This window comes from Streptomyces sp. HUAS YS2, from assembly GCF_033343995.1.
GTDB lineage: Bacteria > Actinomycetota > Actinomycetes > Streptomycetales > Streptomycetaceae > Streptomyces > Streptomyces solicathayae.
In genome coordinates this window covers 7,021,091-7,037,832 of record NZ_CP137573.1, presented here as the reverse complement: position 1 = coordinate 7,037,832, position 16,742 = coordinate 7,021,091, and the positions used below count along the sequence as shown (strand labels likewise).

1 protein-coding gene (cut by a window edge) is annotated in these 16,742 nt (G+C 70.5%); it reads right to left on the bottom strand.

Annotation, left to right across the window (positions count from 1 at the left end):
• Positions 1-16,742: the 5' portion of a non-ribosomal peptide synthase/polyketide synthase gene (locus R2D22_RS32315; protein WP_318108572.1), read on the bottom strand. Its footprint begins 16,324 nt before the window's first position; the window shows 16,742 of its 33,066 coding nt (coding positions 1-16,742); the start codon lies at positions 16,740-16,742; its stop codon lies beyond the left edge, outside the window.

Sequence of the window (16,742 nt, the reverse complement as noted above, 5' to 3'; positions counted from 1 at the left end):
AGGCCACCGGGGCCGTCGAGGACGTCCGCGGGCGCCCCGCCGTCGCCCGGCTCGCCGGGAACGTAGCTGAACATGACGTCGGTCAGCGGGTTGCGGGACCGGTCCCGTTCGGCGACGAGCGCGTCGACGAGCCGGTCGAACGGCAGGTCCTGGTGCCGGTACGCGCCGAGGGCCATCTCCCGCACCCGGCCCAGGAGGTCGGCGAAGGACGGGTTGCCGGACAGATCCGTGCGCATGACCAGCGTGTTGACGAAGAACCCGACCAGGTCCTCGGTCTCGGCGAGCGAGCGGTTGGCGACCGGCGTGCCGATCGCCACGTCGTCCGTGTCGCCGTAACGCCCCAGGAGGACGCTGAAGGCGGCGAGGAGCGTCATGAACATCGTCGTGCCGCTCTCGCGGGACAACGCGCGCAGGGCCTCCGCGGTGTCCGGCGCGACGCTGAACCGGGTGACGGCGCCCGCCGTGGACCGCACCTGGGGACGCGCCAGGTCGGTGGGCAGCTCGAGAACCGGAGCCCGATCCAACTGGGCGCGCCAGTAGTCGAGTTGCTCATCGAGCACCTCACCCGTCAGCCACTGCCGCTGCCAGGCGGCGACGTCCGCGTACTGCACGGCGAGCGGCGGCAGCGGGTCGGGCTCACCGGCCCGGAACGCCTCGTACAGCGCGGACAGTTCGCGGCGGACGATCCGGTCCGACCACTCGTCGAAGACGACGTGGTGCATGGCGAGGCTCAGGACGTGGTCGTCCGGGGCCAGGCGCAGCAGCATGGCACGGACGAGGGGCCCGTTCGCCAGGTCGAACGGTGCGAGACCGTCCGCGCCGATCAGCCGGTCGGCGGCGTCCTGCGGGTCGGCGCCGGCGGAGACGTCCACCACCGGCAGCGGCACACCGGCCGCCGGGTCGACGACCTGCCGGGCCACACCGTCCGCGCCGGCCACGAGGCGGGTCCGCAGGACTTCGTGACGGGCCACGAGGGCGTCCAGAGCGGCGCCCAGGGCAGCGGGATCGAGATCGCCCGCGAACCGCAGACGGGTGGACATGTTGTAGTCGACCGAGCCGGGCTCCAGCTGGTCGAGGAACCACAGGCGCTGCTGGGCGAACGACAGCGGCAGCGCCGCGTCCCTCGCGACGACCGTCACCGGGGGTGCCGCGTCACGGGCGGAGCCGTCGACGAACGCGGCCAAGCCCCGTACCGTCGGCCGGTCGAACAGGGCGGCCAGCGGAAGCTCCACCGAGAACATCTCGCGGATCCGGGAGACCACCTGGCCGGCCAGCAGGGAGTGGCCGCCCAGCTCGAAGAAGCCGTCGAGCACCCCCACCCGCTCCACACCGAGCACGCGCGCCCACACCTCGGCGAGCAGTTCCTCGGTGGCCGTCGCAGGGGCGACGTACCGGCCGCCGCTCCCGCTCCGGAAGCCTTCGGGCTCGGGCAGCGCCGCCCGGTCGGTCTTCCCGTTCGGGGTCAGCGGCAGCTCGGCCACCTCCACGAACACCGACGGAATCATGAACTCGGGCAGTCGGGAGCCGGCGAACGCGCGCAGCTCGGCGACGGGCGGCAGGCCGTCGGTCTGGTCGGCCGGGACCAGGTGGGCCACGAGCCGGCGGTCCGTGCCCTCGCCGAACGCGACCACCACCGCGGTCCGGACGGCCGGGTGCGCGGTGAGCGCCGCCTCGATCTCCAGCGGCTCGATCCGGTAGCCGCGCACCTTCAGCTGATCGTCGGCACGGCCCAGGAACTCGAGCTGTCCGTCGGCCGACCACCGCACCCGGTCGCCGGTCCGGTACAGCCGGGAGCCGTCGGCGGCGAACGGGTCGGCCACGAAGCGCTCGGCGGTGAGCGCCCGGCGTCCGCCGTAGCCGCGCGCCAACTGCGGTCCGCCGACGAACAGTTCACCGGCGACACCCACGGGCACGCACCGCAGGGACGGGTCGAGGACGTACACGGTGGCGTTGAGGATCGGGGCGCCGATCGGCGGCGCACCCTGGACGGCCGGGTCGTCGACCTCGGCGATGCTCGCGCAGACCGTGGTCTCGGTCGGCCCGTAGGCGTTGAACAGCCGGTGGCGCTGCCGCCAGGCGGCGGCCAGGCCGGCGTCGAGACGTTCGCCCGCGGTGACCAGCGTGGTCACCCCGTCGAGGTCGCCGGGCGTGAGCACGTCGAGCAGCGACGGCGGTACGGTCGCCACGCTCACCCCGCTGCGGGCGACCAGGGCCGCGAGCCGGGCGGGGTCCGCGCGGTCCGGTGCCTCGGCCACGACCAGGGTCGCGCCCACCGCCAGCGCCATCACGAGCTCCCACACCGAGGCGTCGAAGCTGAACGGCGCGAAGCCGAGCACGATGTCGTCGCGCCCCGTTCCCAGAGCCGCCTGCTGCGCCGTGACGAGGTTCACCAGCCCGCGGTGGGACAGGTGGACGCCCTTCGGCCGGCCCGTGGAGCCGGAGGTGTAGATCACGTACGCGAGCTGGTCCGGGAGAACCGTCACCGCCGGCGGCGCGGCGGGCAGGGCGGCGAGCGCCGTACGCGTGGCCTCGTCGTCCAGCCACACCACGGTGTCGAGACCGCCGGTGGCCGCGAGGTCGGACCCGGCCGACCGGTGGCCCACCAGCACGGTGGCGCCGCTGTCGGCGAGCATGAACTCCAGGCGCTCGGACGGGTACTGCGGGTCCAGCGGAAGGTACGCCGCGCCGGCCTGCCACACCGCGAGGACGGTGACGGCCATGTCGAGCCCGCGCTCCAGGCACACGGCCACCACGGACTCGGCGCCCACGCCCGCGTCCCGCAGATGACGGGCGAGCCGACCGGCCCGCGCAGTCAACTCGGCGTAGCTGAGGGAGTGTTCCCCGGCGACCAGGGCCGTCGCGTCGGGGTCCGCCGCGGTCCGCTCGGCCACCAGCTCGTGGACTCCGGCCACGGCGGGCACGGCCCCGGCGGTGTCGTTCCACTCCCGCACCAGCCGGTCCTGCTCGGCCGCGGTCAGGACGGGCAGCTCACCGAGCCGCTGCCCGGAGTCCGTCGCCATGGCCGTCAGGACCGTCGCCAGGTGGCCGGCCATCCGCTCCATCGTCGCGTCGTCGAAGTGCGCGCGGTCGTAGGACAGGCGCACCACCAGCTCCCGAGCGGAGGAGGCGATCACACCGAGGGGGTAGTTGGACTGGTCGCGCCCGTAGTTGGCACCGGCACGCAGGCCGTCGCCCTCCGCGTACTGACCGCCCTCGCCGCCCTCGACCCTTGCCTGGTCGGGGTAGTTCTCGAAGGCGTACAGCGTGTTGAAGAGAGCCTGCCCCGGGGCGAGCGCACTGCACTCCGTGATCGTGGTCAGCGGCGTCTGCTCGTACTTGCGGGCGCGCACCTGCTGGTCCTGCAGTCCCGCGAGCCAGTCCACCACGGGCCGGTTCCGGTCGATCCGAGCCCGCACGGGCGTGGTGTTGATCAGCAGACCGACCATGGAGTCCATGCCGTCGATCTGTCCGCCACGGCCGGAGGACGTCGTACCGAACACCACGTCGTCGGAGCCGGCGTACAGGCCGAGCACCAGCGACCACGCGCCCTGCACCACGGTGTTGAGCGTGAGGCGGTGGCGGCGGGCGAAGTCGGCGAGACCCGATTCCGCGACCTGCGCCGGCAGCGGCACCTGCCGCTCGTCCCGCCCCTGCTGCCCGGTGGCGTGCTCCACGCCGAGGGTGACGGGCTCGGCGACACCGGCCAGGTAGTCCCGCCAGTACCCGCGCGCCTCGTCCAAGTCCTGACCTGCGACCCACGAGACGAAGTCCCGGAACGGAGCGCGCGCGGCGAGCACCGGCCGCTCCTCACCCGCGCGGCAGGCGCGGTACGCCTCCAGCACCTCGCCCAGGACGATGGGGATGCTCCACCCGTCGAGGAGCAGGTGGTGGTAGCTCCAGAGGAGCTGATGCCGCTCGTCGGCGAGCCGGATCACCGTGATCCGCACGAGCGTGGGTGCGGTGAAGTCGGCGCCCCGCGCCCAGTCGGCTTCCAGGTGCGCGGAGATCGCGTGGCGCCGGTCCTCCTCGTCCAGCCCGGAAAGATCCAGCACCTCCAGCGGCAGCGGCACGGACCGGGAGACGACCGCCAGCGGCTGCGCCACACCCTCCGACACAACCGCGGTGCGCAGCACCTCGTGCCGGGAGAACACCAACTCCCACGCCCGCCTCAGGGCATCGAGATCCAGCTCGCCCTCCAGGAGCAGGCCGTTCTGCGCCCAGTACATGCCGGGGTCGTCGGAGAGCCGGGTGTGGAAGAGCATGCCCTGCTGCAGCGCGGTGAGCGGATAGATGTCCTCGATCTCGGTCGGCAGGCTCTGCGCGACACGGTCGAGCACGGACTGCTCGATCCGCGCCAGCGGGAAGTCCGACGGCGTGTGCCCTCCCGTCTCCGGCCGGCAGCAGAACTCGATCAGATCACCGAGCACCTCGACGTACCGCTCCGCGAGACCCGCGATCGTCGCCTCGTCATGCACCTCGGCGCCGTACGTCCACACCATCTCCAGACGCCCGTCGGCCACCTGGCTGTTGACCTCGATCAGGTACGCGCGCGAGCCGTCTTCGGACTGCGACTCACCGAGGGACCTGCCGGTCGGCCGGAAGCGGACACCGCCGCTGTGGACCCCTTCGGAGGTGTCCTCCGGTCGCCGGCCTGACTGTCCGAGGTAGTTGAAGCCGACCTCGGCACGCCCGTCCGTGGTCCAGTCGGTGAGATGGCGCAGCAGGCCGTAGCCCAGGCCCTTCCTCGGGACGCCGCGCAGGTACTCCTTCGTACGCCGCAGCAGCCCACCGAGGTCACCGTCGGCCGCGCCGGTGAGCACGACCGGGTACACGCTGGTGAACCAGCCGACCGTCCGCGACACGTCGACGTCGGCGCCGACGTCCTCACGGCCGTGGCCTTCGACATCCACCACCACAGAGCCCGTGCCGGTCCACTCGGTGAAGACCGCGCCCAGCACGCTGAGCAGCACGTCGTTGATCTGCGTCCGGTACGCGGCCGGCACCTCGCGCAGCAGCCGCTCGGTCAGCTCGGCGTCCAAGGACTGGCGCAGGTTGCGCACCGCGGCGTTCCGGTTCGGACCGTCGCTGTCGCGGGGCAGCGGAACGACCGCGGCTTCCGCTTCGCGCCAGTGGGGGGCTTCGAGCGCGAGCTCCGGCGAGACCGACAGCTCTGCCAGGCGCCGCGACCAGGCCTTGAACGACGTGGTCTTGGCGGGCAGCTCCACGGTGCCCGCACCCTGCTCGACCTGCTGGTACGCCGCCCCGAGGTCCTCGAGGAGCACGGGCCAGGAGACCGTGTCCACCACCAGGTGGTGGACCACGAGCAGGAGCAGCTGCCCACGTGCGCCGCGGTCGAAGAGCGCCGCCCGCAGGAGGGGCCCGTCGGTCAGGTCGAGACCGGCCTGCACCTCGGTGGCTCGGGCGTCCAGGAAGCGCCATTCGGCGTCGGCGTCGGCGTCCGAGTCCGCGTCGGCGTCGCCGGCCAGGCCGGAGGCGTCAATGGTGGTGACCAGGTCGGCCGGTTCGGCGGCCAGAATCCGCCCGGTCCACCGCCCTTCATCCCGCACGAACCGGGCACGCAGCACGTCGTGCTGCTCGACCAGCGCGCCCATGGCCGAACGCAGGACGTCGGCGTCGATAGGCCCGGTGGCCTCCAGGACGACGGACTGATTGAAGTGGGACGGCCTCGGCATGTCACGGTCGAGGAAGGACCGCTGGATCGGAGTGAGCGGGAACTCGCCGACGACAAGGCCCTGTTCGGCATCCGCCAGGCTCTCGCTCGTGGCGACCGAGGCCAGGGCGGCCACGGTCTGGTGGCTGAACAGCTGCGCCACCGTCACGTGAACACCGAGCTCGCGGCACTTCGCGGCGACGCGGATGCTGATGATGGAGTCGCCGCCGAGCTCGAAGAAGTTGTCCTCGACCCCGACCCGCTCCAGACCCAGAACCTGAGCCCACACCTCCGCCAGAACCCGCTCGACCTCGGAACGCGGCGCAACGAACTCGCCGGCCGAACCCGTCCAGGAACTGTCCGGGTCGGGCAGAGCCGACCGGTCCAGCTTGCCGTTCGGGCTCAGCGGCAGTGCCGCAAGCTCCACGAAACCGGAGGGGATCATGAACGCGGGCAGTCGGCTGCTTGCGAAGGCACGGATCTCGGCGACCGACGGGATGCCGGCCGCCTGATCGGCGGGGACAAGATAGGCCACGAGACGGCGGTCCTCGACGTCGCCGAAGGCGGCGACGACGGAGGTGCGGATATGCGGGTGGCCGGTCAGAACGGCCTCGATCTCCCCCGGCTCGATCCGGAAACCACGCACCTTCACCTGACCGTCAGCACGGCCGACGAAGTCCAGCTGCCCGTCCGGCAGCCAACGGGCACGGTCGCCCGACCGGTACATCCGCGTGCCGTCGGCGGCGAAGGGGTCGGCGACGAACCGCTCGCTCGTCATGCCGGGGCGTCCGCGGTAGCCGCGGGCGACCTGCGGGCCGGCTATGAACACCTCACCCGCCACACCCACGGGTACGGGGTTAAGCCGCTCGTCCAGGACGTACAGACGGGCGTTGGGGACGGGCGCACCAATGGCGGGAGCACCGGTGAGCTGGTCGGGGTCCACGGTGCCGGTGGTCACCATGACCGTCGACTCCGTCGGACCGTACGTGTTCACCAGCCGACGCCCCGCCGACCAGGCACGAGCGACCGGCTCCGTCAGACGCTCCGCACCCAGCAGCAGCGTCCCGACACCCGACACCGCCTCCGGGTCCAGGACCCCCAGCAGAGACGGAACCACACTCGCCGCACCCACACCCTCGGCACGAAGCATGGAGGTGAGGAGAGAGGCTTCGGCGCGCTCCTCCGAGGTCGCCACAACGAGCACACCACCCGACGCGAGCGTCACGGCGACATCGAGGACGGCCGCGTCGAAGCTGAACGAGGCGAACTGCAGCATCCGCTGGCTCGGACCGGCATCCAGGACCGGCGCCAAGGCCGACACCATCCCGACGACACTGCCGTGCGCGACCTGCACACCCTTCGGCCGCCCCGTCGAACCCGACGTATAGATCACATAGGCGAGCTGGTCAGCGGACAGAGCAGTCTCAGGAGCTTCCGACGGGAGCGACGCAAGGGCCTCCCACACGACCGGCTCGTCCAGCCACACGCCCTGCTCGACCGACAGCCCCTCCGCCAGAGCGCGCTCCCCCACCAGTACCTTCACACCCGCATCCGCGAGCATGAACTCCAGCCGATCGGCCGGGTATTCGGGGTCGAGAGGCAGGTAGGCGCCACCCGCCTGCCACACCGCGACCATCGCCACGACCATGTCCACCCCACGCGGCAGACACAGACCCACCACCGACTCCGCACCCACACCCATACCGCGCAGGTGATGAGCCAGTCGATTCGCCCGCGCCATCAACCCGCCGTACGTGACCGACTCCCCGCCGGCCACCACCGCCACCGCATCCGGAGCCACCGCGGCCCGCTCGGCGATCAGCTCATGCACCCCACCCACCGACGGCAACTCCACCGACGACGCGTTCCACCCCTCCACCACCAGTTCACGCTCACCCGCGGCCAACAGAGGCAGCTCACCCACCCGGCAGTCGCCTTCCTCCGCCACCGCCTCCAGCACGGTGATGAGGTGGCCCGCCAGGCGCTCTACTGTCGCCGCGTCGTACTGGGACTTCTCGTACGACATCTTGATCTTGAGTTGCCGCCCCGCTCCCGCAGTCACGCTCAGCGGGTAGCTGGCCTGCTGCCGCACGTGGTTGAGGTCGGTCTCCAGGCCGCTCTCGGAAGAGAGCTCCCGGCCTTCGACCAGGGCCTGATCCGGGTAGTTCTCGAAGACGAAGAGGGTGTTGAACAGCGCCTGACCAGCCGGGAGTTCGCTGCAGTCCGCGATCGTGACCAACGGCGTGTGCTCGAACCTGCGCGCCCGCACCTGCTCGTCCTGCAACCCCGCCAGCCACTCCGCAACCGGCCGCTCACGCTCCACCCGCACCCGCACCGGAGTCGTGTTCAACAACAGACCGACCATCTCGTCCATACCGTCGATCTGACCCCCACGACCCGACGACGTCACACCGAACACCACGTCGTCCGAACCCGCGTACAACGCCAACACCAACGCCCAAGCACCCTGCACCACCGTGTTCAACGTCAACCGATGACGCCGCGCGAACCCCGCCAACCCCTCACCCGCAACCACAGCCGGCAGCCGCAGATGCAACTCCTCCGACCCCTCCTCACCCGTCACCCGCTCCACACCCAGCGACGTCACCTCACCGAACCCGGCCAACCGACCCGACCAGTACTCCCGCGCAGCACCCTCGTCCTGACCCGCCACCCACGCCGCGAACTCCCGGAACGACGCCCGCACACCAAACTCCGGCCGCCCACCCACACGAAACGCGTGATACGCCTCCAACACCTCACCCAGAACAATGGGCACACTCCACCCGTCCAACAACAGATGGTGATAGCTCCACACCAACTGATGCCGACCCTCCGCCAACCGCACCAACGCCAAACGCACCAACGTCGGCGCGCCAAAGTCCGCACCCCGCGCCCAGTCCTCCGCGAGGAACTCCTCGTACGCCTCCTGCCGCCGCTCCTCGTCGAGGTGCGCGAAGTCCACCACGCGTAGAGGCAGGGGCACGGACCGCGACACGACGGCCAGTGGTTCGGTCACTCCCTCCCACACCACCGAGGAACGCAGCACCTCGTGCCGGGAGAACACCAGCTCCCACGCCCGCTTCAGAGCGTCGAGATCCAGCTCGCCCTCCAGGAGGAGACCGTTCTGGACCCAGTACATGCCGGAGTCCTCGGACAGTTGGCCGTGGAAGAGCATGCCCTTCTGCAGAGCGGAGAGCGGGTAGATGCTCTCGATCTCGGTGACGACGCCGGCCGCGATCCGATCCAGCGCAGCCTGGTCGAGCGGTGCGAGCGGGAAGTCGGACGGCGTGTACCCGCCCGTCTCCGGCCGGCAGCAGAACTCGATCAGATCACCGAGCACCTGGACATACCGCTCCGCGAGACCCGCGATCGTCGCCTCGTCATGCACCTCGGCGCCGTACGTCCAGACCATCTCGAGTCGGCCGTCGGCGACCTGGCTGTTGACCTCGATGAGATGGGCGCGCTCGCCCTCGGTCGACTGCGCGGCGCCGAGCGGATCGCCGGACGGCGTGAAGCGCACGCCGCTGACGTCCTGGGTGGTGGCGCCTGCCGTGTCCGGTCGCCGGCCGGACTGTCCGAGGTAGTTGAAGCCGACCTCGGCGTGCCCCTGCGGAGCCCAGTCGGTCAGGTGGCGCAGCAGGCCATAGCCCAAGCCCTTCCGCGGGACACCGCGCAGATACTCCTTCGTACGACGCAGCAACGCACCCAGATCACCGTCGACCAGACCGGTGAGAGCAACCGGGTAGACGCTCGTGAACCAGCCGACCGTCCGCGACACGTCGATGTCCACGCCCACGTCCTCACGGCCGTGACCCTCGACATCCACCACCACAGAGCCCGTGCCGGTCCACTCGGTGAACACCGCACCCAGCACACTCAGCAGCACATCATTGATCTGCGTCCGGAACGCGGCCGGCACCTCACGCAGCAGCCGCTCCGTCAGCCCGGCATCCAGCGCCACGGACACCCGCCGCGCCCCCGACACCGGATTCCCACCCTCGAACGCCCGCGGCAGCGGCACCGCAGCCGCCTCCACGGAACGCCAGAACTCCGTCTCCGCCACGACCTCCGGCGAAGCCGACAGCTCCTCCAGACGCCCCGCCCACGCCACGAACGACGACGTCTTCGCCGCCAGCTCCACCGTCGCGACACCCCGCTCGACCTGCGCATACGCCGAAGCCAGGTCCTCAAGCAACACCGGCCAGGACACCGCGTCCACGACCAGGTGGTGCACCACCACGAGAAGCATCTGGCTGCCGTCGCGGCGCTCGAAGAGCGCCACGCGCAGCAGCGGCCCCTCGGTCAGGTCGAGGCCGGCCTGGATCTCGGTGGCTCGTGCCTCAAGGAACTCCGCCTCCTCATCGGCGGACACCTCCGTCGCATCGACGACCGTGACAAGGTCCGACGTCTCGACGCCCACCACATGCCCGACCCACACCCCGTCACGGCACACGAACCGCGAACGCAGCGCATCATGCTGCTCGACCAGCGCACCCACCGCCGCCCGCAGCACCCCCACATCAACCCGACCGTCGACCCCGAGCACCGTCGACTGATTGAAATGCCCGGCCTGCGGCAACTCCCGACCGAGGAACCACCGCTGAATGGGAGTCAACGAGAACTCCCCCACCACCAGACCCTGCTCCGCAACAACCGCACTCTCACCCGACGCCACCGACGCCAGACCCGCCACCGTCTGATGATCGAACAGCTGAGCCACCGTCACGTGGACACCCAGCTCACGCGCCCGAGCCACCACACGAATACTCACGATCGAATCGCCACCGAGCTCGAAGAAGTTGTCCTCGACCCCGACCCGCTCCACACCCAGAACCTGAGCCCAAACCTCCGCCAGAACCCGCTCCACCTCAGAACGCGGCGCAACAAACTCCCCAGCCGCGCCCGACCACGCACCATCCGGGTCGGGCAGAGCCGCACGATCCAACTTGCCGTTCGCGGTCAGCGGCAGCGCCGCAAGCTCCACGAACGCCGACGGGACCATGAAGGCAGGCAGGGACTTCCGCACGTGGTCCCGCAGGTCGCTGACGGCAGGGATGCCCTCGGCCTGGGACTCGGGGACGACGTACGCCACGAGGCGCTGCTCGTTCCCGGCCCCGAAGGCGATCACCGCGGCGGTGCGTACGGCCTGATGGGCGGCCAGCGCCGAGACGATCTCGCCCGGCTCGATCCGGAACCCACGCACCTTGACCTGGTCGTCCGCCCGGCCCAGGAACTCCAGCTCCCCGCCCGGCAGCGAGCGCACCCGGTCGCCCGAGCGGTACATGCGTGTGCCGTCCCCGGCGAACGGATCGGCGAGGAAACGCTCGGCGCTCAGAGCGGGCCGCTCGCGGTAGCCACGGGCCACACCGATGCCGGCGATGTACAGCTCACCGGCCACACCGACGGGGACGGGGCGCAGCTGGTCGTCGAGCACGTAGACCCGGGTGTTGGCCATCGGCGTGCCGATGGACGGAGCACCCGTGCCCTCGGGGTCGAGGACGGCGATGCTCGCGCAGACCGTGGCCTCCGTCGGACCGTACGCGTTCAGCAACCGGTACTCGCCCCGCCACGCTGCGGCCGTGGCCTCCTCCAGCCGCTCACCGGCCGTCACGAGCGTACGCAGGCCGGCCAGGTCGGCCGGCTCCAGTACGGCCAGGAGCGACGGCGGCAGCGTCGCCACCCGCACGTCCTTCTCCCGCACCAGCGCGGCCAGCGCCCGCGGCTCACCACGCTCCTCCGCCGTCGCCACGACAAGGCGGCCACCGGCCGCGAGCGTCACCGCGACCTCGGACACCGCGGCATCGAAACCGAACGGAGCGAACTGCAGCACCCCGTCGCCCGCCTCCACACCGAACGACCGGGCTTGCGCCATCGCGAGGTTCACCACACCCGCGTGCGGAACCTGCACACCCTTCGGCCGACCCGTCGAACCCGACGTATAGATGACGTACGCCAAGTGATCCGGCGCCGTCGTCACCTCGGGTGCGCTTGCCGGCAGCTCCGCCAAGGCGTCCACGACCGTCGGCGCGTCCAGCCCGATCACGGTCTCCGCCGACAGGCCCTCGGCCGCCGAGCCCGCGCCGACGAGCACCTTGGCGCCGCTGTCGACGAGCATGAACTCAAGTCGCTCGACGGGGTATTCGGGGTCGAGCGGCAGGTAGGCGGCCCCGGCCTGCCACACCGCGAGCGCCGCCACGACCATGTCGATGCCCCGCGGCAGGCAGAGGGCGACGACGGACTCCGCACCGACACCGGCATCGCGCAGATAGTGCGCCAGCCGGTTCGCGCGCGTCAGCAGATCCCCGTACTCCAGGGATGCGTCACCGCACACCACCGCCACCGCATCCGGGCGTTCGGCGGCCCGTGCCGCGATCAGTTCGTGCACACCGGCCACCGCGGGCAGCGACTCGGCCGTGTCGTTGCGCGCGTGCAGCAGCTGGACCCGATCGGCCTCGGTCAGCACCGGCAGGTCGTCGACAGGTCGGCCCGCGTTCTCGGCGACGGCGTCGAGGAGGGTGACGAGGGCGCCAGCCATCCGCTCGATCGTGGAAGCGTCGAACAGCTCGCTGCTGTACTGGAACTCGCCCGAGAGTTCGTCCCCCGAGGCTCCCAGCGTCAGGACGAGGTCGAACCGCACCGGCAGCGCGTCCGCCTCGGTTCCCTCTTCGCCCGCGTCGTGAGCACCGGCGCCGGCCTCGGCGGACTGCCCGTTGTCGTAGTCGAAGAGGACCTGGAAGAGCGGGCTGCGTGAACGGTCGCGCTCGACGGCCAGCTCGTCCACGAGCTGCTCGAACGGCACGTCCTGGTGCGCGTACGCGCCGAGGGCGGTCTCGCGGACCCGGGCGAGGAGTTCGGCGAAGGTCGGGTCCCCGGACAGGTCGGTGCGCATGACCAGCGTGTTCACGAAGAACCCGATGAGGCCCTCGGTCTCGGCCCGGTTCCGGTTCGCGATCGGCGTGCCCACGACCACGTCATCGGTACCCGCATAGCGGCCGAGGAGCACGTTGAAGGCCGCCAGCAAGGTCATCGACATGGTGGCGCCACCCTCGCGGGAGACGGCCCGAAGTCGCTGCGCCGTCTGCGCCGACACCCGGAAACCGACGAATCCACCGTTGGTGGAACGGATCGCGGGGCGGGGGCGGTCGGTGGGCAGCTCCAGGGTCGGCAGGCCGCCGAGCCGGTCGCGCCAGTAGGCGAGTTGGGCATCGAGGACGTCACCGCTCAGCCATTCCCGCTGCCAGACGGCGAAGTCGGCGTACTGCACCTCCAGCGGCGGAAGCGGATCCGGCTCACCCGCACGGAACGCCTCGTACAACGCCATCAGCTCACGCCGCAGAATCCGACCCGACCACTCGTCCGACACCACGTGATGCATCGACAACGCCAGCACATGCTCCTGCGCCGCCACCCTCACCAACGTCGCCCGCAACAACGGACCACACGCCAGATCGAACGGCACCCGCGCATCCGCCGCCACCACCGCCCGCACCGCAACCACCGGATCAGCACCCGCCGGCACCTCCACGACCCGCAGATCGACCGGCGCAGCCTCATCGATCACCTGACGCGCCACACCCTCCGCATCCGCCACCAGACGCGTCCGCAACACCTCGTGCCGCGCGACGACGGCCGTCAACGCGGCGCTCAGCGCCGGCACATCGACGTCGTCCTCCCAGCGCAGGGACGTCGCCAGGTTGTACTCGGACGAACCGGGCTCCAGCTGGTCGAGGAACCACAGCCGCTGCTGGCCGAAGGACAGCGGCAGGGCCTGGTCCCGATCGACGGCCACCACCGGAGGAGCGACGACGGCGGTACCGGCGCCCTCGATCACGGCGGCGAACCGGCGCACGGTCGGCTCGTCGAACAGCGCCGACAGCGGCACCTCGACGCCGAACACCTCGCGGACGCGGGAAATCACCTGTGTGGCCAGGAGTGAATGCCCACCCAGCTCGAAGAAGTTGTCTTCTGCGCCTATCCCGTCGGTGCCCAGAACCTGCGCCCACACCTCGGCCAGGATCTGCTCGACCTCGGTCCGCGGTGCGACGAAGCCCGTCTGGTCCTGAAGCACGCTGTCGGGAGCCGGCAGTGCTGCGTGGTTGAGCTTTCCGTTGGCGGTCAGCGGGAGCTCGCTCAGCTCCACGAACACCGACGGCACCATGTACTCCGGCAACCGGTCGCCCAGGAACCCACGCAGTTCACCGACCGACGGAATCCCGATCTCCGGATCCCCCGGAACCAGATACGCCACCAGACGACGCTCCGCACCCACCCCGTGCGCCGTCACAACCGCAGACGCCACCTGCGCGTGACCCACCAGCGCCGACTCGACCTCACCCGGCTCGATCCGATACCCACGCACCTTGATCTGACCATCCGCACGACCCACGAACTCCAGCCGCCCATCAGCCAGCCACCGGACCCGGTCCCCCGTCCGATACATCCGACCACCATCCACAGCGAACGGATCCGCCACGAACCGCTCACCCGTCAGACCAGCCCGCCCCACATACCCCCGAGCCACCTGCGGACCCGCAACAAACAACTCACCCACCACACCCACCGGAACCGGATTCAAGAACCCGTCCAGCACATACACCCGCGTATTACCCAACGGCCGGCCCAGACCCACCACACCATCCGCCAAACCACCCGCACCCTCGACCAACCCACCAGCGACCACACCGACCGTCGTCTCGGTGGGCCCGTAGTGATTCACCACCGCACAATCACCGGCAGCCGCCACCAGCTCCCGCAGCCACGACGCCGACGCACCCTCGCCACCCAGCACCAGACCCCGCCGCGGCAACAACGACCCCGCCTCACCACCACAACCAGCCACCAACGCCGCCAGATGCGACGGCACCACCTTCACGAACTCGACACCCCACTCACGAACAAACCCCGCCACCGCACGCCCGTCCACCGCCGCATCCGCACCCACCACATGCAGCACACCACCCGACACCAAACACCCGAAGACAACCGTGTTACCCAGGTCCGTCACCACCGGCTGCAACAACCCGAACCGGCCACCCGCACCACCCCAGCCGGCCCGCTCACCGACCGACACCACGTAATTCACCAAGCCACCGTGCGTGACCTGCACACCCTTCGGCCGCCCCGTCGAACCCGACGTATAAACCACATACGCCAACTGCTCAGGCTTCGTGACCACACCAGGAGCATCAGAAGAAAGCCCCGCCACGACCGCCCGCACCATCGGGTCGTCGACGACCACCGTCCGCAGCCGCCCCACCGGCAGCTCGTCCACCAGCTCCTCGGTGCCGACCAGCACCGTCGCCCGACTGTCACGCAACATGAACCCGAGCCGGTCCACCGGATACTCCGGATCCAACGGCAGATACGCCCCACCCGCCTGCCACACCGCAAGAATCGCCACCACCATGTCCACCCCGCGCGGCAGACACAACGCCACCACCGACTCCGCACCCACACCCACCGACCGCAGATAACGCGCCAGACGATTCGCCCGACCCATCAACCCGCCATACGTCAACACCTCCCCACCAGCCACCACAGCCACCGCATCCGCAGCCACCACAGCCCGCTCAGCGATCAGCTCATGCACCCCACCCACCGCCGGCAACTCGACCGCAGGCGCATTCCATCCCTGCACCAGCAGCTCATGCTCGCCGGCCGACAGCACGGGCAGCCCGCCCACCCGCTGATCGGCATCCGCGGCCACCGCCGTCAGCAGCGTGACCAGGTGCCCACCCAGCCGCTCCACCGTCTCCGCGTCGAACAGCGTGGTGCTGTACTCGAACTCCGCGCCCAGGCCCGACCCACCATCACTCAGCACCAGACGCAGATCGAACTTCGCGTCGACCTCGTCACCACCGCTGCCGCTCTCGAAGGCGCCGCCCTCGCCGCGTCCGCCGTCGCCGGCTCCGCCTTCGACGAAGTCGTAGTTGAACAGCGCCTGGAACAGCGGCGTACGCGAGCGATCCCGCTCCGACACCAGCGCTTCCACCACCTGCTCGAACGGCACATCCTGATGCGCGTACGCACCAAGAGCCGTCTCCCGCACCCGCCCCAACACCTCACGGAACGACGGATCACCCGACAGATCCGTACGCATCACCAACGTGTTCACGAAGAACCCGATCAGGCCCTCCGTCTCCGCACGATTCCGGTTCGCCACCGGCGTGCCCACCACCACGTCGTCCGAACCCGCATACCGACCCAGCAGCACCGCGTACGCCGACAGCAGCGTCATGAACATCGACACACCGCACTCGCGCGACAGCGCACGAAGGCCCTCGGCAACGTCGTCAGGAATGTCGATGCCCATGGTCGCGCCGGCGGAGGAACGCACCGGCGGGCGCGGGCGGTCGAGGGGAAGGTCCAGTTCCGGCGCACCGGCGAGTCGGTCGCGCCAGTAGGACAGCTGCCGGTCCAGTACGTCGCCCCGCAGCCACTGTCGCTGCCACACCGCGTAGTCCGCGTACTGCACGTCGAGCGGCGGCAACGGGTCGGCCTCACCCGCGCGGAACGCCTCGTACAGAGCCAAGAGCTCACGGTGGAAGACGGCGTCCGACCACTCGTCGAACACCACGTGGTGCAGCGCGACCACGAGCACGTACTCGTCGTGGGCCGCGCGCAGCAGCGTCGCGCGGATCAGCGGCCCCGCCGACAGGTCGAACGGCACCTGAGCGTCGGCCGCCGCGAGCTCCTGCAGGGCCCGCGCAGGGTCGGTGCTGCCCGAGACGTCGACCACCGGCAGGGGGAACGGCGCCGGCTCGTCGATCACCTGATGCGGCACCCCGTCCGCACCCGTCACCAGACGGGTGCGCAGCACCTCGTGCCGCGCCACAACCCCGCCCAACGCCGCACCCAGCGCGGCCACATCGGGCGCGCCGTCCCATCGCACCCGCATCGAGAGGTTGTACTCGGTCGAGCTGGGGTCCAACTGGCTGAGGAACCAAAGGCGCTGCTGGGCAAAGGACAGCGGTAGCGGCCCGTCGGGACGGGGCTCCCATGCGCGGCGCGATACCTGCTCTCCCTTGAGGCGTCGCTTCAGCAATTCCCGCTTGGCGTCAGAAAGCAT